Raw genomic sequence first — 20,701 nt, 5'->3', positions numbered from 1 at the left:
CGCCCCAGTGCTTTTCTGTCACAATAACACAATTGTCATCCCGGATAAAGTCTATTGCATAGTTTCCGGGGGGTGTTGTTTCCATTTCACACTTTATGGCGTGTTTGCAACACGCCGATGATTTCTACAAACATCCGACCCATTGAAATCCGGCCGGCTGTGCATTATTTTATCTGTTTGAGTTCATAGAAATTTTTATAAACAAGGAGTTTTCATGTTCACGCGATGGGTACCCTGGAAGTTTATCATTAAGCGGGCAGCCAAACGATTTGGCGTTATCGATCCGATCAAGTTGGCCGCGCAGGTGCGGCGGTTCTCCCAGCCCTCGGAGGTCCAGGAGCCTATTGAGCTGCTGCGGGCCGGCATTATCTTCCATGCACGGGGCCTGGTCAACACCAAGGCCATTCAGTACAACCTGGACTGGATCTGGCCCTACTGGGTCCAGCGACAGTTCAATCCGTCGGATTATTCTTTTATTCCGAGGGGGTTTGCCTTCTCCCACGTCAATCTTACCCATCGCAACTGGACCGCTGTGGGCCATCCCGACCTGCAGGTCTATCCCATCATGGATCCCAGGGGCCTGGTCACACCGTTGTATGACGGCTGGTCCTTGGACTGCTGGATCATTGACGCAAACGGCAGACCACTGCTTCCCTCGGCGCTTGAAAATTCAAACCAGCATCTGGATATGGATGAAAACACCTTAAAGCTTGTGCACCAGTGCAGTGAAAACAACATGGACCTGGAAACCGGCCTGCAGATGGAAACCCAAAACAGTTCCGGGTATGCGCAGATTGATTACACCGGGCAGTCAGCCCCCGGAGGATGGCTGGTTGTGGTCCTGCGGCCCTATAATCCAGAAGGCATTCAGTTTATTGAATCCATTGAATTTCAGAATCATGCCCGGCCATTCTGGCTGGTGAACCGTCACACAAGGGTCTATATGGATCAGGTGCCGGACAAGGTTTTGTTTTCTGATTATGGTGAGGGAGACGTGTTTGGCAAATGGGCGGATGTGGCCTCCAATGTCAAACGGGTCAAATGCAGCGTGGGCATGGCCACTTCTGCGGCGTTTTTCCGTTTAGAGGAAAATCAGGCACGCCGCATCCGGTTGTCAGTGGACCTGGAAAATGATATGCCGCCGGCTTCCGAGCGCCGGAAAATCACCATGCGCTCATGGCAGGAGCATCTTTCGGATACGGCCCGGCTGCGGGTCCCGGATGAAAAAATTCAGTTTTTGTATGACACGGCCGTGCGCTCTTTGCTGCTTTTGTCCGCGGGTGATCCGGTTCCGGGTCCGTATACCTATAACCGGTTCTGGTTCCGGGATGCCTGCCTGATGTTAAACGCAATGATGACCGCCAACATGTGCGAACGAAGCCGCATCCGGATCGACCGGTTTCCCCAGCGGCAGCGCAGGAGCGGATATTTCCGGTCCCAGGAGGGCGAATGGGACTCCAACGGCCAGGTGCTGTGGATCATGAACCGGTACCTGGAACTCACCGGTACACGGCCGCCAAAGGCCTGGCTGGATTCGATTCTCAAGGCCGCGGAATGGATCCAGGAAAAGCGCGCTCCCAAAAGTCCGGGCATACGCCACGCCGGGCTGCTGCCGGCGGGGTTTAGCGCCGAGCACCTGGGGCCCAATGATTATTATTACTGGGATGATTTCTGGGGCGTGGCCGGGCTCAGGGCGGCATCAATAATGGCCGGACAGTTTCACAGCCCGGCCATGGCCGAAAGGTTTAACCGGTTTTACCAGGATTTTTATAAGTGCATATTCGGAAGCATTGCCGCCATTCCTGAGGCCAAAAGCAAAAACGCCATCCCGGCCTCGCCCTACCGGCGAATGGATGCCGGGGCCATTGGATCGCTTGTGGCTGATTATCCCCTGCAGATCACCCCTGCTGCTGAGCCCCGGATCATGAAAACCGTGGAGTACCTCATGAATGACTGCTTCTATCACGGGGCGTTTTTCCAGGACATGATCCATTCGGGAATCAATGCGTATCTCACTTTGGATATTGCCCAAAGTTTGCTGCGGGCCGGTGACCCGCGCTATAAGGATCTGATCGAAAAAGTGGCTGAACTGGCTTCATCCACCGGCCAGTGGCCCGAGGCCATCCATCCCCATAGCCTTGGCGGATGCATGGGAGACGGCCAGCACGGCTGGGCTGCGGCCGAATGGGTGGTTATGATCCGCAATCTGTTTGTGCGCGAAGAAGAAAATCATCTGATCATCGGTTCGGGAATTTTCAGGAAATGGCTTTCTGAAAACGAGCCATTGTTTTTCGGGCCCACGCCCACGCCCCACGGTCCTGTGAGCGTGACCCTGACCCCGGGCCAGGGCCGTCTGGAGGTGCAGATCAACGGGCAGTGGCGAAGCGGGTGTCCGGATATATTTGTTCAGGTGCCGGGATATGAGACCGCTGCCGTGGGAGCCGGAAACCATGACAATGAAATGCATATCGAGGTGCGCGAAAAATGAACATCTGCATGTTCACCAATACCTATCTGCCCCATGTGGGGGGCGTGGCCCGGTCTGTTTCCCAGTTTGAAACCGACCTGAGAAAACTCGGCCGCGAGGTGCTCGTTGTGGCCCCCACCTTTCCGGACAAAAAACCCGGCCGGGAAAAGGCCTCCCGGGTACTCCGGGTCCCGGCCATCCAGAACTTCAACGGCAGCGATTTTTCCGTGAGCATTCCGATTCCCTTTATTATTGATGAGGAAATCGATGCATTTGCCCCGGATATCATCCACAGCCACCATCCGTTTCTGCTCGGGGATGCCGCCATGAGAACGGCATACCGCCGGGGCCTGCCCCTGGTGTTTACCCATCACACCCTCTATGAGCAGTACACCCATTATGTTTCCTCCCAGTCGCCCACCATGAAGAAATTTGTGATCCAAATGACAACAGCCTATGCCAACATGTGCACCCATGTGGTGGCCCCGAGCCAGAGCATTGCAGACCTGCTAAAGCAGCGCGGGGTCAAAACGCCGGTTACGTCCATTCCCACGGGCGTGGATTTCGAGGCATTTCAGGCGGGCAGCGGCAAACAATTCCGAAAAGAATTCAGCATTCCGCAAAACGCCCGTGTGATCAGTCATCTGGGCCGGCTGGCCAGGGAGAAAAACCTGTCGTTTCTGGCCCGGGCGGTGGCCGCCTACATGAAGCAGGATACCGGGGCATGGTTTGTGGTGGTGGGCGACGGCCCGGAAAGAAAGCAACTGGAGAAGGATTTTGCCGGACAGGGGCTGGGCGACCGCCTGGTGATGGCCGGCAAGCAGACCGGGAATGCGCTGATCAATGCCTACCATGCCATGGACCTGTTCGTGTTTTCCTCCAAGTCTGAAACCCAGGGCATGGTTGTCACAGAGGCCATGGCCGCGGGCAATCCCGTGGTGGCCCTGGATGCCTCGGGGGTGCGCGAAGTGGTCAGAGACGGGCACAACGGACGTCTGCTGGATGAAAATACTGATCCTGAGACCTTTGCCCGAGCCATTGCCCGGTGTTTCGCAGAGGATGGCCAGCTGCAGGTATATTCCGAAAACGCGCGGGAGACGGCAAGAGGGTTTGACCGGATGCATTGCGCGCAAAAGCTTTCGGACCTCTACACCCACATCGGCCGGCTGCCTGCTTCCAAAAAGCAGAAGATCAATGATGATCTGTTTGGCAACTGGGAGGAAATGCTCAAGGCGGTGCGCATAGAATGGGATATGCTTTACAGTAAGCTCAATGCCGTGGCCAAAACCCTGGATTTTCTGAAATAAACCCAAATTTTCCAAAAAGGATTCGTCTGCTGTGCCAAGAGATCAAAAACTACCGGATTCACTTGTTTATGGGCCCGTGCCCTCCCGCCGCCTGGGGCTGTCTCTGGGGGTGGATATCGTGCCTTACAAAACCTGCACATATGATTGCATTTACTGCCAGATCGGCCGTACACCCCGGACCACTGTTGCCCGGTGGCCATATATTGAAAAAGACCGTATCCTGGCAGAACTTCAAACCCGCCTGGATGCCGGGGCGCGCCCGGATTACATTACCGTGGGCGGTTCCGGGGAACCGACTTTGAACAGCGAAATCGGCGCCATCATCCGGGAGATCCGTCAGATTTCGACTTTTCCGGTGGCCGTGCTCACAAACGGTTCTCTTTTGTGGGATGCAGCAGTCCAAAAGGACCTGCAGGCCGCAGACGTGGTGCTGCCCTCGTTTGACGGCCATGATGCAGAAAGTTTTCAGCGCATCAACCGGCCCCATGCAGATATTTCTTTTGAAAAAATGGTCTCAGGACTGGCCGGATTCCGGAAAAAATATGCCGGCCATATCTGGCTTGAGATTTTCATTGTTTCGGGTATCAATGATACAAAAGAGGCCATGGAGACCTTAAAACCCCATTTGACCGGTATTGACCCGGACTGCATTCATTTAAATACCGCTGTCCGGCCCCCTGCGGAAAAATACGCCGCCCAGGTTCCGGCAGACAGGCTCCAGGCCCTGGCCGAAGTTCTGGGCCCAAAGGCCGAAGTCATTGCCGAGTTTGCCCACACGCACGCAGCCGTCCCGGAAAAAGACATGGAAGCAGAGATTCTGGACATGCTGTTGCGCCGGCCGTGCACGGCCGTGGATATCGCAGACGGCCTGGCCATGGACCCGAAGACGGTGGGGGATAAAATGGCACAATTGACCGCTGCAGGTCTTGTGGAGATCCGCAAGTCCGGCGATCAGATTTATTATTTCCGGCCCGGCCGTCAGACAGACCGACCCTGAACACCTTCGGCCGGCCGGGAAACCAATTGTCCGGCTCGCTTTTGCCATGGATTTGTGATAAGGATAATGCCATGAGCTTGATTAAGCCAGTTCAAAAAAAATCCATTGAAAGTTCCGGTAAGGCAGATCCTGCAGACCGGGGCGGCAGCCGGCGCTACTCTTTTGCCGAAGAACTGGCCAATTCGCTCACCCATGGTATCGGCGCGGTGCTAAGCGTTGCCGCCCTTGCAGTGTTGCTGTTTCTTGCCTGCAAAAGCGGCGATGTGTGGCATATGGTCGGCTTTGGCGTTTACGGGTCCTGCCTGCTGATGCTTTATCTGTCTTCCGCGCTTTACCATGCGGTTTCCGGCAGTCGACTGAAAACCCTGTTTCGCAGGTTGGATCATGCCTCGATTTTTCTGCTGATCGCCGGCACCTATACCCCGGTGCTTTTGATCGCCATGCGCGGTCCCTGGGGCTGGAGCCTGCTTGCGCTGATCTGGGCCATGGCAGGGGCCGGACTCATTTACGAGCTGATATACCTGGGCCGCCACAAGTTTGTCAGCCTGACCATTTACCTGGCCATGGGATGGCTGGCCATTGTGGCCATTAAGCCCATGATTGCCATACTTCCCCATGGACTGCTGTATTGGGTGGTTTTTGGCGGGCTTGTCTATACCGGGGGCGTGGTCTTTTACGTGTCCAAATGGCTGCCGTTTAACCATGCCATCTGGCATTTGTTTGTCCTGGCCGGTTCCACCCTGCATTTTATCGGTATTCTGATCCATCTCACACCGCTTTCCTGACCCTGACCACAGGGCTTCTTTCCTGAAAAGTATCGGACGATGCAATTCGCTTTTTACGAAAAAACAAAGTCTGTGGTGTTGTTGTTTCTCAATTGTTTTGCACAGAATTTGCGCTGCAGGCGATTTGCTGACTGAAATGAGCGCGTAAATCGCATTTAAGTCTTTACATCGAATTTGAACCTTAGTATACAATTTTCTATCAAAACAACTGATCTTCGCACCTAGCCCGTTTTTGCCCACCCGACTGACAGGGAGATGGAAAATGAAAAATCAAGTCTTTTTCCGGCCTTTTTTCCTTTTTTTCCTTTTTTTCCTTTTATTGATCATTGCCGCACCATTATCTGCCCAGGTATCAGAAACCTCTTCAGAGTCAGAAGCACAGCAGCCAGACAGCGGAGTGCTCGACGGCCTTCTCCAAACCCTGGGGGACGCGGCCCAGGATTCCCTGGAGCAGGGCATCGAAGAATTCATCGGAACGTATGAAGGCCGCATCGGTGAAGTCAAATTGCTGGAAAGGCGCGGCAATGCAATTGTGCTGCAAGTCGATTACGAAGATGTCAAACGCAGGGACGGGGTTTATGTCCAGGGTGATGTTCTGCGCTGGGGACAACCCCTGGAAGGATTTTCCAGCACCCTGTCGCCCATAGAAGACAAAAGGGGGGCGGTGATTCTCAAAATCGGCCGGGATTCCCAGGCGGATGCAACCGGGTGGGACACCGGTTGTGCGGAAGTCATGTCTGATCAGATCCTTTTGTACCTGGTCCGCAAAACAGATCCGGATCGCCCCTTTGGCAGCCTGGTCTATGATTTTCAAAAAAAATGGACAGACAGCAGTGAGATTGAATCGGCTGAAGCAGAAACCGCCGGGCCGGCCGATTCCGAAGATGCCATTGAACTGGCAGAAGATGAAACCGGAGAAACCAACCAGGCCGACACCGCCGGGCCCAAACCCGTGGAAACCGGGGCCGTATTAAGGCCTGTTCAAACCGCGGAAGTAGGTCAAACAGCATCCGGGAAAGTTGCACAGCCTGGGGACACAGCCCGTAAGCCAAACCTGCCGGTCCGGAAAATTTCAATCCCCCTGGTTACCCAATATAATTTTTTTGCTCATGCCAACAAAGCCGCATGGAAAAGCGCGGCCGGACAATTGCCGTTTCCGGGCTCAGACAGCGACAACCGGGGATTTGCAAGAACCCTTAAAAACGGTACCATTTATCCGGACAACAAGGCGGCCAATCTTTTGCAAACCCATCCGCAATGGGTTGACGGCGGATGGATACAGGGGCGTTTTCCGGTGATGAAACTCGGCGACAACGTGATGTTTAAAAGCACCGGTGCGCTGCTCAAGGGTGCGGAAAGCTCAGACGGGGTTGTGATGACGGTTTTGGTTGTATCCGCGGACAACAAATCCCGCCGGGTGCTTCGCAAACGCATTACTAAAAGACAATATACCCCCCTGGAAGCAGACCTGTCAGCCTGGGCGGGTAAACCCGTGCGCATTGTTTTGCGTGCACAGGCCGGCCAAAGCAGCGACCAGGATTGGGCGGTTTGGGTCAATCCCCGGTTGGTGCGTCAATAGGGGAACCATGCCTTAACAGCGCCATTTTTCAGGCAGGGAGATGCGTCCATGCGAAAATTGCTGATCATCGTGTTTTGTATAAGCCTCGGTGCGGCTGCCGCCCGGGCCGGGGAACAATCCCCGGTTGTCAACAAGCGCCTTTTTCAAATAAACCCAAAGCCCGCTGAAACAGACCAGTCCGCGCCGTCCCTTCAATATAAGCCGGTTACCGCGGTGCGGATTCAAAAACCTGTTTTTAAAAACCTGAAAAATCTCAGGCCGATCATACCCGAGGATGCTGTTGAGGAGCCACAGGGGCCCGACCCTTCGGCTGCTCTGGATTTAAGCGATATCATTGATGATCCCGCCCTGCTGGCCGACCTTGGGGTTGTGTGCGGCTGGGACAGCCATTTGATCCTCCAGGACAAGGCAGCCGCCCATGTCTTTTATTACATTCCCCGGGCCTTTCTGCTCAAACGCGATGCAGACGGCTATCGGCTCAATGTTCAGTACAATTCCCAGGCAGAGGCCGGGCAGCCTTCGGTGATGATCACAGCCGAACTTCAGGCGCCGCATCAGACAGGTGATATCCATCTGCTCAAATCCATTCTGCGCCAGGCATTTGATCTCAAGTCCACGGATCCTCTGAGCGTCAAGGCGCTGCCCGGTCTCGGGGCCACGGCGGACCTGAAGGCCCTTTCCACCGGCCTGACCCTGCCGCCGGAGCGGATTCATTTGGAGCCGCCCGGACATTTAAAGCAAGTGTTTCGGCTCACCCTTTCCCTGACCCAGGATGAAACCGAGGAGGTTCTGGCCCAGATTGCCCATGGCGGTCTGGTGGGCCGCCTCAATGTTGTGGTTGAAGAAGTGCGGATTCCCGTTCCCATCCGCATTCAGTATTCCCGGTTTGCCGGACCCCGTTTAAAGGGGTTTGACCAATGGGCCCGGGGCAATCCCATTGCATCGCTGGAAAATGTAACGGATTTTCCCATGTCCCTGGCGGCCATTAATGCTTATCGCCTGGAAAACGGCAGGCTGGAGCGGCTTTCCAAAAAACTCAAACCCGTTCAAATTGATGCGGGCGCTGAAAAATCCCTGAAGCTTCCGGCTGTTGAAGCGCTTTTGGGCGACAACCTCATGGTGGCCTGGATGGGTTTGGATTTTGACAGCAATTGTGCGCCATGCCTTGAGACAATTGATCAGAATATCAGAAAAGGCGTGGCCCTGGCTCCGGGAAGTCTGATTCATCTGGAGGCCATTCCCGGGGTGTTTGACCAGTTCAGTGTGTACAAGCTCATTGTTCATGTCCAGTCTCCTTATTTCACAGCCCGGGCTTCAGCGGTTCAGAAAAAGGAAATCACCCTGACCGCTGATGATAATATCAATGAAAATCTCATGCTCTATATTCCCACGGACAAAGGCGGGGATCCGCTGTTGTACAAATACCGTCTCGAAGCTGTCACACAGGCCGGGCAAACCCGGATGGCGCCACAATGGGAGGACGGTAGAAAACTCACCCAGTTTTTCGGTTCCAGCCAGGTGGAAGCGTTATTTAACGACCCGATCCAGTAATCCGGGAGTGGGAATCTGAAATCAAAACGTTTGAAATACCTGCTGATAGCAGCGGCTCTAGGCTTATGGCCGGTGTCTGTATGCATGGGCGCACCGGATCTGGATTATTTTACAGATATCCGGGATGTGCGGATTTACCGGGATCACCAAAATCATTCCAGATGGTATATCACGCCGGCCATGCCTGTTTTGGGCAAACAAAAAGACGGCACCCCGGATTACAGCCTGGCCCTTTACCGCTATCTTGGGCGCAAGGGCACAAGTGATTCCGGGGATTTTTGGGTGCGGGGGGTGCTGACATTGGGCATTGAGCGCAGCCGCAAACCCCAAATTCTGCCGGAAATGCGCAAAGAACTTCGCTCCAGGGGGGTTTCCAGTCCGGAAATCAGAAGCATGCCGATTTCCAAAACCCGGATCTCTCTGATGTTTGCCGGTGGACAAAACTTTGGAACCTACAATACCAGGTGGACCGGCGGTGCGCTGGTGCTCCCCCTGGATGCCCGGGATGCCGAGATTTTATGGGATGCCGTCGCAGCCGGCCAGACCCAGGTGAGCGTGTCCATTGACGAGACCCTGGCCGGGGTGCGCAAAAAACAGGACCAATGGGAGCCCGATGCAGCCGCGCAAACCCGGGTTGTGGCAGTTGAAATGGATATGTCCGCTCATCCGGACCATTTCCAGCGCACCGATCTCGGGACAAGAATGAAAAAGGGCTATACCGGCCTGGATGTGTTCTGCTTTGATTTTGTGGAAAACCTGGAGGAAAACCTTTACGCCAAGATCGTGGAGGTGGCCATCCCCACAGCCGGCCGGGATCTGGTGGAGTCCGTGACATTCAGGGCCGGCAGCGATTACCGCCGGCGCATCGCGTTTAAGCTGGCAAAAGACCTGGACCAGCCCTATCGCTACAGAATCTCGAGAATTTATAAAGACGGCAGCAAAAAAACCGGACAATGGCGGCAAAAAACCGGGGAGGCGCTTTTGGATATCACGGCCTATCAAAACAGGACAGAGGAGAGCCAGAAAACAGAAGAACAATGACGGCATCCGCGATTTGCCGGAAAAGAGGGGGGCAAGGTGTCAATTTTTCGAAAACTGTTTTTGATTGCAGCCTTTGCGTTGGTGTGGCTCTTGGGCGGCCAGGCGGCGGCCCAGGAAATTTTGCTGGATAAAATGGAAACCTGCGGAGACTTGATCTGTTATCCAAGCCTGGATTCCCCGGAGCGGTTTTACTATCTTCCGGATCAGCCCGGACTGGCTTATAAAAACGGCCGGCCCCAGTTTTCCTTCCTCAAGTACGCCCGGACCCGGAAGACCGGGGAAGCCGGCACAGGACAGGCTTCGGGCGGTGGAATTCTTCATTTTCTCGTGACCTACGGCGCCTCTGATGAGCGGGTCCGCCAGGCTGAAAATGATCTGCGTCAACGGCACCCGGATGCTGTTTTGGCGGGTCCGATTGCGTATCGCAACGGAAGCTTTGCCCTGGTTACTTCTTTTCAGCAGGAAAATCAGCAAACCACCCGCATCGTGGCAGTGGGCAAAGCCCCTTTGATGGAAGGACAGAAGACCGCTGTATCCATGGCCCTGACCCGGCAAGGGGCGGAACTGCTGTGGGAAAGCTTCCAAAGCGACACACCCGATATCTCCCTGGTTTTTGACATGGAATTTGCCGGAATCCGGCAGCCCTATGAGGCAACCCTGGAGGCGGACTGGAAAAGAGTCAGCAAGCATGACCGCATCAATGCCGGATTCAAGTACAAATGGTTCGGCGCGGACGTTGATATTCTCCTCCAGGAGCTGCGTCAGACAGGGGCTGTTAAAATCACCACCAAGGGTGAAAATAAAAACATGGACCAGATCATCCAGAGCGCTAATGAGAAGCTGCTGAAAGTGATGTTTGATCCTGCGCCCGCAGATGATTTAAAGAAAGCCGCAGCTCAAAAAAACAGCTATGAGAACCTGAATCAGGCGGTAGAGCTGCTCAAAAGCGCGGCCGGCACGAAACAATCCGGCAAGAGCGCGAGTCTGATAAATCCGCAGTTCATCCACAGGCCGGCCGGTGATGGATCTGCCTGCCCACCCGCGTCTTTTTGGCAGACGGTTTATCAGGCACTTTTCCCTTCAGCCTGTGCTGATACATTTAAAGATCAGGCCAAGGCTGCCTATCAAAAGGGATGCGCCCATTACAGCAAAGAAGCGTATCCGCAGGCGCTTGAAGCTTTCCGGAAAGGCGCGGAAATCTATGCCAAAAGCGCGGTTGCAGAATCTAAGAGAAAAGCCGATTTTTTGTTCAGCATAGGCCTGTGTCTGATCCAAATGGAACGCTATGAATCCGCCATTGATCCCTTCGGCCAGGCCGCAGATATTTATGGCCAGGACAGCAAGGACGGAAAAAATGCACTGGAAGAAATGCGGAATGCAAAGATGATGGCAGGAACTGACTCTGACGGCGGCACGGCAGCACCGGGCCAGAGTGAGACTTCTGAAGCAAGCGCCGTAGCACAGGCAGCCACTGAACAAGATGCCGGCCAAGCCTATACGCGTGCCCGCCGGCTTTATGAAAACGCCCGAAAGAACGGCTTTCCGAACGAAGACACCCGGGCCGCCCTCACGGCTTACGAGACCTATCAAAAAAATCATGAGCCCACCGGCAGCCGGGCCGATGAAATAAAGGGCCGCATCCGCATGCTGCGCCAGCGTCTGGGGAAAAAGGCGGAGGGCCCCGCCGCATCGGATGCCGAAACCACTGCCAGGGCCGCCTCTGCCCAACTGCCGGAGAATCCGGGAGATGCATCCGCAGAAAAGGCCACAAAAAAAAGCACTTCAACAGAATCCGACAAAAAATCAGAGGCCGGGGACAAGGGTAAAGACAAGCCCATAGCCAAAAAAGAGGGGGCTGCAAAAAATGCAGATAAAAAAACGGCCGCACAAAAAAGCCGTGCCGACGGTATCCCGGGTTTTTCCCTGGTGGCCTCCTATGAAATGAAGCGCATCAAGCGCTCCGGCAAGATGGTCTATGAGATGAATCATTTCCGAACAGAGAACCAGGCCTTTGCCATGGCTGAGAATATCGGGGCCATCTATGCCCGATACGGCAATGATCCCCGGGTGTTTCGGGCCGTGACAATCGATGATCCGGTTTTCAAGCAGCGGGAAGTCCTGGTGACCCTCGATGGCCAGGATACCGCCACTTTTACCAAGTATATGAATTTCGTTACGGTGAAAATGAAAAAGCGCCACCAGGCAGGCGATGTAACCACAGATGAGGTGGTTATCACACCCGAAAGATTCAATGATTCCGGCAACCATTTTTCAATGACGTATGGATGGAAAAACGATTCCGATCGCGAAGCCTGGCTGAATTACAAATTCCAGGCCATCTGGTCCTTTCACGGCGGGGTGGAACTCCGGACCCCGTGGAAGGACACTGACAGCCCCATGCTGGCTTTGGCCCCGCCCCACCGCTACAGGACAATTACCATCGAGGGCGACGGCAGCCGCCTGACAGAGGCGGATGTACGTCATGGGGTAATCACCCTGAAATGCAGAATCGGGGATCATTATGTGACCCGGCAGGCCACGATCCGAAATAAAGGGCCGGCGCCATCCATGATCCTCGATATCCCCGAAGACCCGGACAATCCCGAAACCCTCATGGCCGTCACCTGGTATCTCACAGGAAGCAGAAAGATACCGGCTGCAGAAAGAAAACTGGAAGGCGATATCATCTATTGGGATGAACTTCCCGGGGGAGGCATTTAAACAATGATGATTTTCAAAAAACTCGCAATTTCGGTAGGTTGTTTAGTTTTTGGTTTGATCGGCGGCTCTGCGTGGGCGCTGGTCAATTATGAAGCCGGCCGGATGGAAATCAACGGGATTTTGCTGCTCCAGGATGCCGGCAATCCGGATGTTTATTATTATCTGCCCACTGTTCCCAGGGTATCGGAAAAAAACAACGGTGCCCTGGAGATTTCCCTGGTGAAGTTCGTGGATCCCAAGGGCGATACCAGCGGCGGGCTTTTGCACATGCTCATGACATTCTCCCTGCCTGCAGATGAACGCGCAGGCCTTGAAGACGCCCTTAAAGAGAAAATCCCAAAAGCCCGCCTGGCCGGGCCGGTGCCCCTGAACCAGCAGGAAGAGGGGAGTTTTTCCATTATTTCCGGGACCCTTTCAGACGAAGGGTTTACCCGGAGCTTGATCAGCAGCGGCCGGGCGCCGGTTACCCCGGGTTCCAGGGCCGCGGTTGCCGCCACCCTGTCGCCCCACGGGGCGACCTTGTTGTGGGAATCGTTAAACAAGCCCACCTCGGATGTATCCGTTGCCCTGCGGACTTATTACGAGGCCTCCCTGCCGTCTTTTGAGGCCCGAATCAGTGCGGATGTGAGCACGGTCTATGAACATTTCTCAAAGGTTTTCAACCGGCAGGACAATTATGCCAGACGTCAGATCCGGGATATTATGGATGAGCTGGTCCGCACCGGCACAATCAATGTGGAGATCTTTGACAGGCTTCCGGAGGATACGGCCAACAAGGCCATGCAAAGCCTGGTGGATCTGGCAACCACCAAATTGACTGAAATTATTTTTGACCAGGAAACCGGGTTTACCGCAATTCCGGAAAAGGAAAAAGCCGTTGAATCCGGTCAGATCAAGGGCCGTCAGAAAAAAGGATGGCTGGCCAAAGTGTTCACCGGTACGGGAAACCAGAAATATTACACGGATAATCAGTATGTGCTCAAAAAACGAACCGATATCAACCGGGCCACTTTCAATATCAATTTAAACCGGCGGGCCGTGATCCGGGTGCCTGTGGACACCGCGGGAAACATTTCGGGTCTTTACCGGCAGTTCCGGGAAAACCCGGAAATGTTTCGGGTGGTCAACCTGGCGGATCCGGCCTTTGAAAAACGGGAGGTGTTTTTCCGTGTTGACGGCAACTTTTCCGGCGTTTTTGAGGATATCATGAATTTTGCCGGGGTTTCTGTGATCAAGCAGTATCCGGATCACGCTGCTGCCGCCGGGGAATTGATATTCACCCGGGAGGATATCCGCCAGGGACGACTCAGCAAATCCTGGCGCTATGCCCGGCTTGGGCAAAAAGAGGAGGCCTGGCTGGATTACGGGTATCGCACCACCTGGAGCATCAGGGGCCAGCACCGGATCAAGAATCCGGAAAACCCGGATGAATGGCAAAGAAGCAGTGATCCCATCATCACCATTGCCCCGCCCCTTGACCGGATGGATCTGGAAGTGGATGCGGACCGTTTCCTTTTCGAAGATGCTGGCATCCGAAGCGCCACCCTGGAAGTCCGCTACCCGGTCTTTGGCGAGAAGGTTAAAAAACGCCTGGCCGTAATGCGGGTCACGGATGCCGAGTCTGTGTCCGGCCACGTGCTTTTCCATGATCCGCAAGCAGCCGTTGATTACCGGATCAACTGGTACCCGTCCGGCGGCCGGCCCATTAAGGGCGACTGGCAGCCACTGGATGAAACCTATCTGGTTTTAATGCCCCCTGAACTCTAATCTAAGGAGGATGATATAATGATGACCCGATTCAGGCAGGTGGGAATGATCACAGTGCTCATCCTGTGGATGGCGGCCGGAGCCGCCAGGGCCGGTTCCGGCAGCACAACCGGTGCGGATCCGGAACCTGTATACAAATTAAAACCCCAGGCCATCCGCCCGGCGCTTACCATTCCTTCATCAGAAACCGCCCGGAAGGTGGGCGGGATCCAGTACGGCCGCCACCGGGATATCAAGCTCAAGGACGGCACCAGTGTCCGGTGTTTCCCCGAGGCCACCCGGGATCCGGCAAAAACCAGCAAAACCTACTATTACCTGCCCACCAACCCGCAAATATCCAGGCATGCCGACGGCACCCCGAAATTTTCCCTGATCCGTTTCGTGACGGATAAAACCAAGGCCGAAGGCGGGGCCGAGGGCGCTGTGCTCCATTTTCTCGTTGAATACGGCCTGGATAAAACCCAGCAGCAGGCGGTGGAAAAAGCGCTGCAAAAGCAGGTCAAGGGTGCCCTGCTAAAAGGTGCGGTGCCTTTGGAAATTGGCGCGGAAGGCAACAGCTTCAACGTGGTCTCTGCCGTATTGGGCGACGAGGCGTTTACTTCCACGCTGATCACCTCCGGAAAGGCGCCGGTGATGGAGGGGCAGCAGGTGGCCGTGGCCGCCCGGCTGGACGCCCACGGCGCCACACTCCTGGCTGAGAGCTTCAAGCAGCCCACCTCCCAGGTCTCGGTTGTCTTTGACCTCAAGTACGTGGTCAAACTGCCGGCCTATGACGTCAAGGTAAAGATCAACTATGACAAATACCATGAAATCGAGTCCCAATACAGCCACGACCGGGAAAAATCGGTCGACAGGATCCGTTACTGGGATCCCAAGTGGCACAACCCCCTCAACTTAAGCACGAGAAAAACCACGATGCTCACTGAAAAGGAAAAACACCAGATGCTGGATTTCCTGGAGGAGACCGGGGTGGTGAGCTTTGATTATGTCCAGCACGTGCCCGACAGCGACAAGGAGATCGTTGAAAGCGGCCTGCACAAGATTGTTCTGGAATCCTTTTTTGACATGCAGAAAAGGCTGGGCCAGCCCACGGAGGAAGAACTGTTAAGCGATGACGAGGAGACGAAAGAAGACAAGGAAGCCATCGCCCAAAGACGCAAGGAAGCTGCAAAGTACAATAAGTACCAGTACACGGTGTTTCAGCGAAAAGAGATTCGCCGGAAATCCACGCAGACCCTGAACCTCAAAAAGGTTATGGCCCGGTATGAGCACTATTCCATGACCGGCAACGTGGGCGCCTGGTATGAAAAATACAAGGATAATCCCAAACTGGTTACGGAAGTCAATCTGGATGATCCGTTTTTTCAGCGGCGGGAGATGCGCTTTATCATTGACAACGAGGCCTATGATATTTTCAAGGAAATGGTCAATTACGCCACGGTCCAGGTTCGGGTGCCCCGCAAAGACCAGCGGCCGTTTATTGATGAGCTCACCATTGACCGGAAGTATCTGGAAAAAAACGGCCAGACCGCGACCCTGACCTATGCCCGGATGGGCGATGATGCCCAGACCTATGATTATGCCGTGCAATGGAGTCTGCGGGGCGGACATCTCTATCCCCCGAAGCCCGACTGGACGGAGGGAGAGCTCATGGCCGTGACCCTGGCCGCCCCTGTGCGTCCCCGCACACTGGAAGCTGAAGCCGACCTGGGAGAACTGGAACAAATGGGTATCGCACGGGCGGTTGTCGAGCTTCAGTACACCCGGTTCGGAAGGCAGCACACTGACAGCAGGGCGTTGGCCCTTTCCCCGGCTGAAGGAGAGCCCCTGGTCAACAAGGTGATATATCAGGATGCAAACAGTGACAGACTTTCCTACCGCGTAATTTACTATCACAAAAAACTGGGCCGGCTTTCGGGCAGCAGCTGGCAGCCGGTGGCGGGAAATTACATTTTCTGCGCCCCTTCAGAAACAATTTTGCAAAAAATTCAATCTGCGATGAACTGATAACAATTGGATAAAAAGGGAGAAATCATGATGAAACGGCTGATGTTGGTCTTGTGTTCCATGCTGTTGGTCTTTGGTTCTGCATGCGGCAGCGAGTACAGTGATGTGGTGGATATGCAGAAGGATTTTATTGACTTGTCAGTGGATTACAATTCGGACATGGAAAAGGCCGATTCGGCCAAAAGCGTTGCCGCGGCCATGAATGCGTATGCAAAAGGGCTGGAATCCCTGGCCCCGCGTATCAAAGAGATCAATGAAAAATACCCTGAACTCCGGGACCCGGAGCAAATGCCCGAAGAAGTCAAGCAGAGCGCCGAAGAGCAAGCCGAGGTCATGCAAAAGGTCAGCAGCAGCTTTATGAAAGCCATGCCCTATATGAACGATCCCGCTGTGCAGGAGGCCCAGCAGCGGATCACAGCCGCCATGCAGGGCATGGGCCCGCAATAGCTTCCAACATGGTCTGAAACTGAGCGAATTTAAGGGCCTCAGGGCTTGATGGCGCCGTAAAAAGTCTGATTTCAGATGGCGCCGTAAAAAGTTCAAGATCAAGGCTTGCGCAATTTCGAAGAATGCAGCGTACTTATCCGTACGTGAAATTCTGAGAAATTGCGTGTAACGCAGATATTGAACTTTTTACGGCGCCATCAGGGTTTGAGACGGATCCGGAGGTGGCCGTCCTGCACCCGGAAATCTTCAACGCCTGCGGCAAAGGTGGACCAGAAGCCTTTTTCATTGCCGAATTCACGGACAAGGTCCACGTTTTTCAAATTTCCCATCCAGGCATTGGGCAGGGGCACGCCCCAGATACTCATGCCCCGGATTTTGACAACGGGTTTGGCGTTGGCGTAGCCCAGTTCCACACCTGCGGTGATTTTTACGGTTTTGCCGCCTAAAATCGGAAAATCCGGATCCATGGGGATCAGCAGTTTCATGCTGGCCATGTCTTCGGAAAAATCAAACGCCAGCTTGTCTGCCAGGTTGGTGTTTTTGGCGATCAGGGCGTTGAATTCCCTTTGGCTGAAAATGATCTGCCGGCTGCCGGGATTTTCCGTATATGGCTCCGGGGTTGCGGGCGCATTTTGATCCCGGACCGGGCCCCGGGAAGTTTGCCCCATGGACGCGGCATTGAGCCGGTTGATTTTTTGGGTGAGCTTTTTTTCCTCTTTGGGGCTCAATGTCACTGGCGTGAATTCTGAGGGAAAAAACACGTACCGGATGCACACAGCGGTGCCAACAGCGGAAAGCAGGGCCACTGCAACAAGAATTGCGATAAATTTGAGCCGGCTGTGGGATTTGGGCCTTTGATCCGCAAGCCGGACCGGAGTTTGTCTCTGTTCATCCATTTGCCTGGAACCTCAATTCAAAATATTATCCCTAAATTGAGCCGGGGACCGCCATCAGGGTGACAATTGCCTTGGATACCTGTTTTTCCCGGTTTTGGAGAACCGAAAACAGCTCTGATTCCGCCACGAGAATCCGCCGTCCCTGGTGGATGATCCTGGATCGGCACGCCACTGTATCGCCTGTGACCGGTTTGAAGTAGTTGATTTTCAGTTCAATGGTCAGTATGGAAACATCTTCGGCCACCAGGGTGTAGGCGGCGTATCCGGCGGTGTGATCGGCCATGGTGGCCAGCACCCCGGCGTGGACAAAGCCTTCTTGCTGGGCGTGCTCCGGGCCGACGGTCAGTTTTACCTCAAAACGTCCGGCATCAACATTGACCACCTCTATTCCGCAGTGGGCCGGAAAACCCTGTCTGTAATCCTGCTTTAAAAATTCGTAGCGTTTTTTATTGTCCATTGGCGTGGCTGCACTTTTTATTATGGGTTCGGGCTTTTTTCGTTATTTGGGATAAATGGTGACATTGACTTTTTTCCTGCCCCATTGCAGGGCCTCTGTGTGGGAGCGGTAAAAAATGTCCAGTCGCCGGGGACCCTTGATGGCGCTGCCCCGGTCCTCCACCACCCCGTATCCGTATCCGGGCACAAACATGCGCGTGCCAAAGGGATAATACCGGGTATCTGCGGCAATGGTGCCGTCTTCGGGCAGAAGCAGCCACGGGAAAAACACGATGCGCATCGGTATCATCCAGGGATGGATAAGGCTGTCTCCGGAAAAAAGTCCGGGCTGGGGCTCACGGGGTTTGGTGCCGCTTGCGGTCTGCCCCGTGTAAGGCTGGCCGGCCCGGGGACCGGTTGAGACGTACTTGTTCCAGACATCGAGTTTCAGGCATTTCCAGGAACCCCGCTCCCATCCGCAGCACTGGCCGCAGCCGCAGTAGGCGGTTACCTCCATGGTTTTGACCCGGTGTTTGCTGCCGCATCCGGCAGTCATCACCAGAAACGCTGCCATGAGCAAAAGCAGAAGGTAAACGGACTGAAATTTTTCCTCGGACATGGACGAATTTTTCTCCTTTCCCCACGGGCCTGTAATTCGGGTAAAACACCAGACGGACAATCCGCGTTTGGTTACCGGGACTCTTCAAAATATTGGACCTGGTAGGTCAGCACCTCGATATCGCCTTTTTGCCAGGCATCTGCGGGCAGGCCGGCCTTCATGCACAATTGTTCCAGAAAGGCCCTTTTGTCCGGGAGCTGTTGCCAGACCTGGGGGAGAAACGTGGAGCTATAGGGTCCTTTTCGGAGAATCACCCCGTCCACATGGGGACGGAGCTTGTCAAGCAGGTCCCAACCGTCCTTGTAATCCAGGGGTTTGGGTTCTGTGAGCAGGCTGACCTCGATTTGGATTTTTTTAAACTCCTGCTTTAACAGGGGGGCAAAGCGCGGGTCCTGAAATGCGGCGTTGATGGCATTTTCCCGCACTGAATGGATCAGAGGCTTGTCCGGCAGAAGGTTTCCGATACAGCCCCGGAGCTGATCATTGATTTTTAAGGTCACGAAAGTGCCCCGACGGCTTTCAAACGCGGTATCCCGGGATGCGGCGTCCAGATCCGTTGAAGGTTTGTAAGACAGGCCGAGATGCTCGGCAATGGTTTTTCTGGCGATTTCAAGCAGGATTTCGCCTTTTTTTTCGTCAAACGGCCGGCTTTGATTTTCCTCTGTCATGGTTGCCTCTTTGTAACTTGCTTATGATATGGCATTATGGTTTGATATTATGGTTGTCTCAAAAAGTACAAAGCAAAGCGCATTCTGTCAAACCCATACACCGGAGTTACGGCAATATATGAATATCATCGGCCTCAGCGATATTCACGGTCGGTGTTCGTACATCCACAAACTGGCCCAATGCCTTGAAGACGCCGACCTGGTGGTGCTTGCCGGGGATATTACCCATTTTCAGGGAATTTCCAGGGCCCGGCACGTGCTGGAAATGGTCGGGCGGTATGCGCCCCGGGTGCTGGCGGTATCCGGCAACTGCGATGAGCCCGGGGTGGATGACTGGCTTGCAGATCAGGGCGCAGGTCTGCACGCAAGGTTTGAAATCATTGACGGCATTGCTTTTGCCGGTCTGGGCGGATCTGTCGTCACACCCTTTCACACGCCCAACGAATACGACGAGGACACGGCAAAACAGTATCTGCAAACCGCGGTTTCCGGCCTGGATCCCGGCGCTGCCCTGGTTTTGGTAAGCCATCAGCCGCCGGCAGATACCCGCTGTGACCGAATCGGCTCCGGAAAGCATGTGGGCAGCCGGGCATTGCGGGAATTTATTGAGGTTCACCAGCCCATTGTCTGTTTTACCGGCCACATCCATGAAGCCGCGGCCACCGATGAGATCGGTGTTACGAAAATCATCAACCCCGGCCCCTTGTGGCGAGGCGGGTATGCACATGCAACAATCGAATCCGAAAATGCGCAGGTTATGATCCGGCGGGTCTGAAAACAGCGGGTGATTTTCAAATCACTGCTATCGCGACGGCCCGGGCAGGTCAATGGTGGCGCATGTGTTGCCCGAGCCGCAGGTTTTGGACGAAACCTGCGGCTCGGTGCCTTTTTCGCCTCCCATGCAGCAGCCCACCCGGCTGATCACCCGCTCCAGGGTTTCACAGCCGCAGGCCTTGCATTTCATCTCCACTTCCTCGGAATCATTTCCGGCACCGAGGATAAATTCCTGGATGTCTCCGCACTGGACGCATTTGAATTCATATATTGGCATAATAATGGTTTCCTTTCTGCAAAATACCGCCGTGGCGGGATAAACAGCTTCTAAATAACTTCGTTCAAGGTTCAAGGCTCAAGGTTCAAGGTTCAAAAAAATAAAATCAAAGTTTTAAGCAGCGGCAAAAAGTTATTTGCAGTTTTCGGTCCCGGGCGGCGGCCCTGGGGAAACACTTCCAAGGAAGTCCAAGGACGGGGTCGGTTTTTGAAGCGACATTGAGCGTTTACGGAAAAATTCAGCAAATGCCGGAGCTAAAAAATTTCAAACTGTTTGAGGCCGACAGGCCGAGTTTTTGAAATTTTAAGCGAAGGCATTGGCTGAATCCGTAAACGGTCAGGAGCGAAAAAACTGACCCCGGCC

General features: G+C 54.3%; 17 protein-coding genes. 12 read left to right on the top strand and 5 right to left on the bottom strand.

The annotated features are described in order from the left end of the window. The first annotated feature begins 214 nt into the window (after positions 1–214). From R6U41_RS03865 to R6U41_RS03815, 11 genes are all read left to right on the top strand, one after another. Positions 215–2,488 (top strand): hypothetical protein, encoded by a 2,274-nt coding sequence (locus R6U41_RS03865; RefSeq protein ID WP_410268519.1) that lies wholly within the window; start codon positions 215–217, stop codon positions 2,486–2,488. Then, positions 2,485–3,774: a glycosyltransferase gene (locus R6U41_RS03860; protein WP_410268518.1), complete on the top strand. Its 1,290-nt coding sequence runs from the start codon at positions 2,485–2,487 to the stop codon at positions 3,772–3,774. Before R6U41_RS03865 ends, R6U41_RS03860 begins: the two co-directional genes overlap by 4 nt. A 31-nt stretch (positions 3,775–3,805) precedes the next feature. After that, positions 3,806–4,771, top strand: a complete 966-nt coding sequence (locus tag R6U41_RS03855) for a radical SAM protein (RefSeq protein ID WP_410268517.1) — start codon at positions 3,806–3,808, stop codon at positions 4,769–4,771. Between the two features lie 71 nt (positions 4,772–4,842). Next, the gene (gene trhA / locus R6U41_RS03850) at positions 4,843–5,556 is read left to right on the top strand and encodes a PAQR family membrane homeostasis protein TrhA (RefSeq protein WP_410268516.1); all 714 of its coding nucleotides are present in this window, start codon (positions 4,843–4,845) and stop codon (positions 5,554–5,556) included. 262 nt (positions 5,557–5,818) lie between these two features. Beyond that, positions 5,819–7,135, top strand: a complete 1,317-nt coding sequence (locus tag R6U41_RS03845) for a hypothetical protein (protein WP_410268515.1) — start codon at positions 5,819–5,821, stop codon at positions 7,133–7,135. 48 nt (positions 7,136–7,183) lie between these two features. Then, the gene (locus tag R6U41_RS03840) at positions 7,184–8,686 is read left to right on the top strand and encodes a hypothetical protein (RefSeq protein WP_410268514.1); all 1,503 of its coding nucleotides are present in this window, start codon (positions 7,184–7,186) and stop codon (positions 8,684–8,686) included. An 84-nt stretch (positions 8,687–8,770) separates the two neighbouring features. Next, the gene (locus R6U41_RS03835; protein ID WP_410268513.1) at positions 8,771–9,727 is read left to right on the top strand and encodes a hypothetical protein; all 957 of its coding nucleotides are present in this window, start codon (positions 8,771–8,773) and stop codon (positions 9,725–9,727) included. A gap of 36 nt (positions 9,728–9,763) precedes the next feature. Then, complete coding sequence (locus R6U41_RS03830) at positions 9,764–12,448, top strand: hypothetical protein (protein ID WP_410268512.1); 2,685 nt, start codon at positions 9,764–9,766, stop codon at positions 12,446–12,448. Positions 12,449–12,502: 54 nt separating this feature from the next. Then, positions 12,503–14,215, top strand: a complete 1,713-nt coding sequence (locus tag R6U41_RS03825; RefSeq protein WP_410268511.1) for a hypothetical protein — start codon at positions 12,503–12,505, stop codon at positions 14,213–14,215. A gap of 18 nt (positions 14,216–14,233) precedes the next feature. Further along, positions 14,234–16,222 (top strand): hypothetical protein, encoded by a 1,989-nt coding sequence (locus R6U41_RS03820; protein ID WP_410268510.1) that lies wholly within the window; start codon positions 14,234–14,236, stop codon positions 16,220–16,222. Between the two features lie 27 nt (positions 16,223–16,249). After that, positions 16,250–16,669 carry a hypothetical protein gene (locus R6U41_RS03815; protein WP_410268509.1) on the top strand — a complete coding sequence of 140 codons (420 nt, stop codon included), beginning with the start codon at positions 16,250–16,252 and terminating at the stop codon, positions 16,667–16,669. A 197-nt stretch (positions 16,670–16,866) separates the two neighbouring features. Here the strand turns inward: R6U41_RS03815 and R6U41_RS03810 are convergent, their stop codons facing one another. The 4 genes from R6U41_RS03810 to amrA all read right to left on the bottom strand — a co-directional run bounded on the left by R6U41_RS03810 (position 16,867) and on the right by amrA (position 19,287). Further along, the gene (locus R6U41_RS03810; protein ID WP_410268508.1) at positions 16,867–17,565 is read right to left on the bottom strand and encodes a hypothetical protein; all 699 of its coding nucleotides are present in this window, start codon (positions 17,563–17,565) and stop codon (positions 16,867–16,869) included. Positions 17,566–17,596: 31 nt separating this feature from the next. Next, the gene (locus tag R6U41_RS03805) at positions 17,597–18,022 is read right to left on the bottom strand and encodes a PaaI family thioesterase (RefSeq protein WP_410268507.1); all 426 of its coding nucleotides are present in this window, start codon (positions 18,020–18,022) and stop codon (positions 17,597–17,599) included. A 42-nt stretch (positions 18,023–18,064) separates the two neighbouring features. Further along, positions 18,065–18,619, bottom strand: coding sequence for a 3D domain-containing protein (locus R6U41_RS03800; protein ID WP_410268506.1), 555 nt, complete (start codon positions 18,617–18,619; stop codon positions 18,065–18,067). A 71-nt stretch (positions 18,620–18,690) separates the two neighbouring features. Next, the gene (gene amrA, locus R6U41_RS03795) at positions 18,691–19,287 is read right to left on the bottom strand and encodes an AmmeMemoRadiSam system protein A (RefSeq protein WP_410268505.1); all 597 of its coding nucleotides are present in this window, start codon (positions 19,285–19,287) and stop codon (positions 18,691–18,693) included. Between the two features lie 118 nt (positions 19,288–19,405). Here amrA and R6U41_RS03790 point away from each other — a divergent pair, with 118 nt between their 5' ends. After that, positions 19,406–20,062 (top strand): metallophosphoesterase, encoded by a 657-nt coding sequence (locus R6U41_RS03790; RefSeq protein ID WP_410268504.1) that lies wholly within the window; start codon positions 19,406–19,408, stop codon positions 20,060–20,062. A 27-nt stretch (positions 20,063–20,089) separates the two neighbouring features. On the opposite strand, the gene R6U41_RS03785 is transcribed toward R6U41_RS03790, so the two are convergent. Continuing rightward, a complete protein-coding gene (locus tag R6U41_RS03785) occupies positions 20,090–20,338 on the bottom strand; it encodes an FmdB family zinc ribbon protein (RefSeq protein WP_410268503.1) in 249 nt (82 codons plus the stop codon). Between the last annotated feature and the right edge of the window lie 363 nt (positions 20,339–20,701).

The organism is Desulfosalsimonas sp. (genome assembly GCF_046483245.1).
Taxonomy (GTDB): domain Bacteria; phylum Desulfobacterota; class Desulfobacteria; order Desulfobacterales; family Desulfosalsimonadaceae; genus Desulfosalsimonas.
Note: the sequence above shows the minus strand (reverse complement) of the source record. Positions and strands in the feature narration are given on the sequence as shown.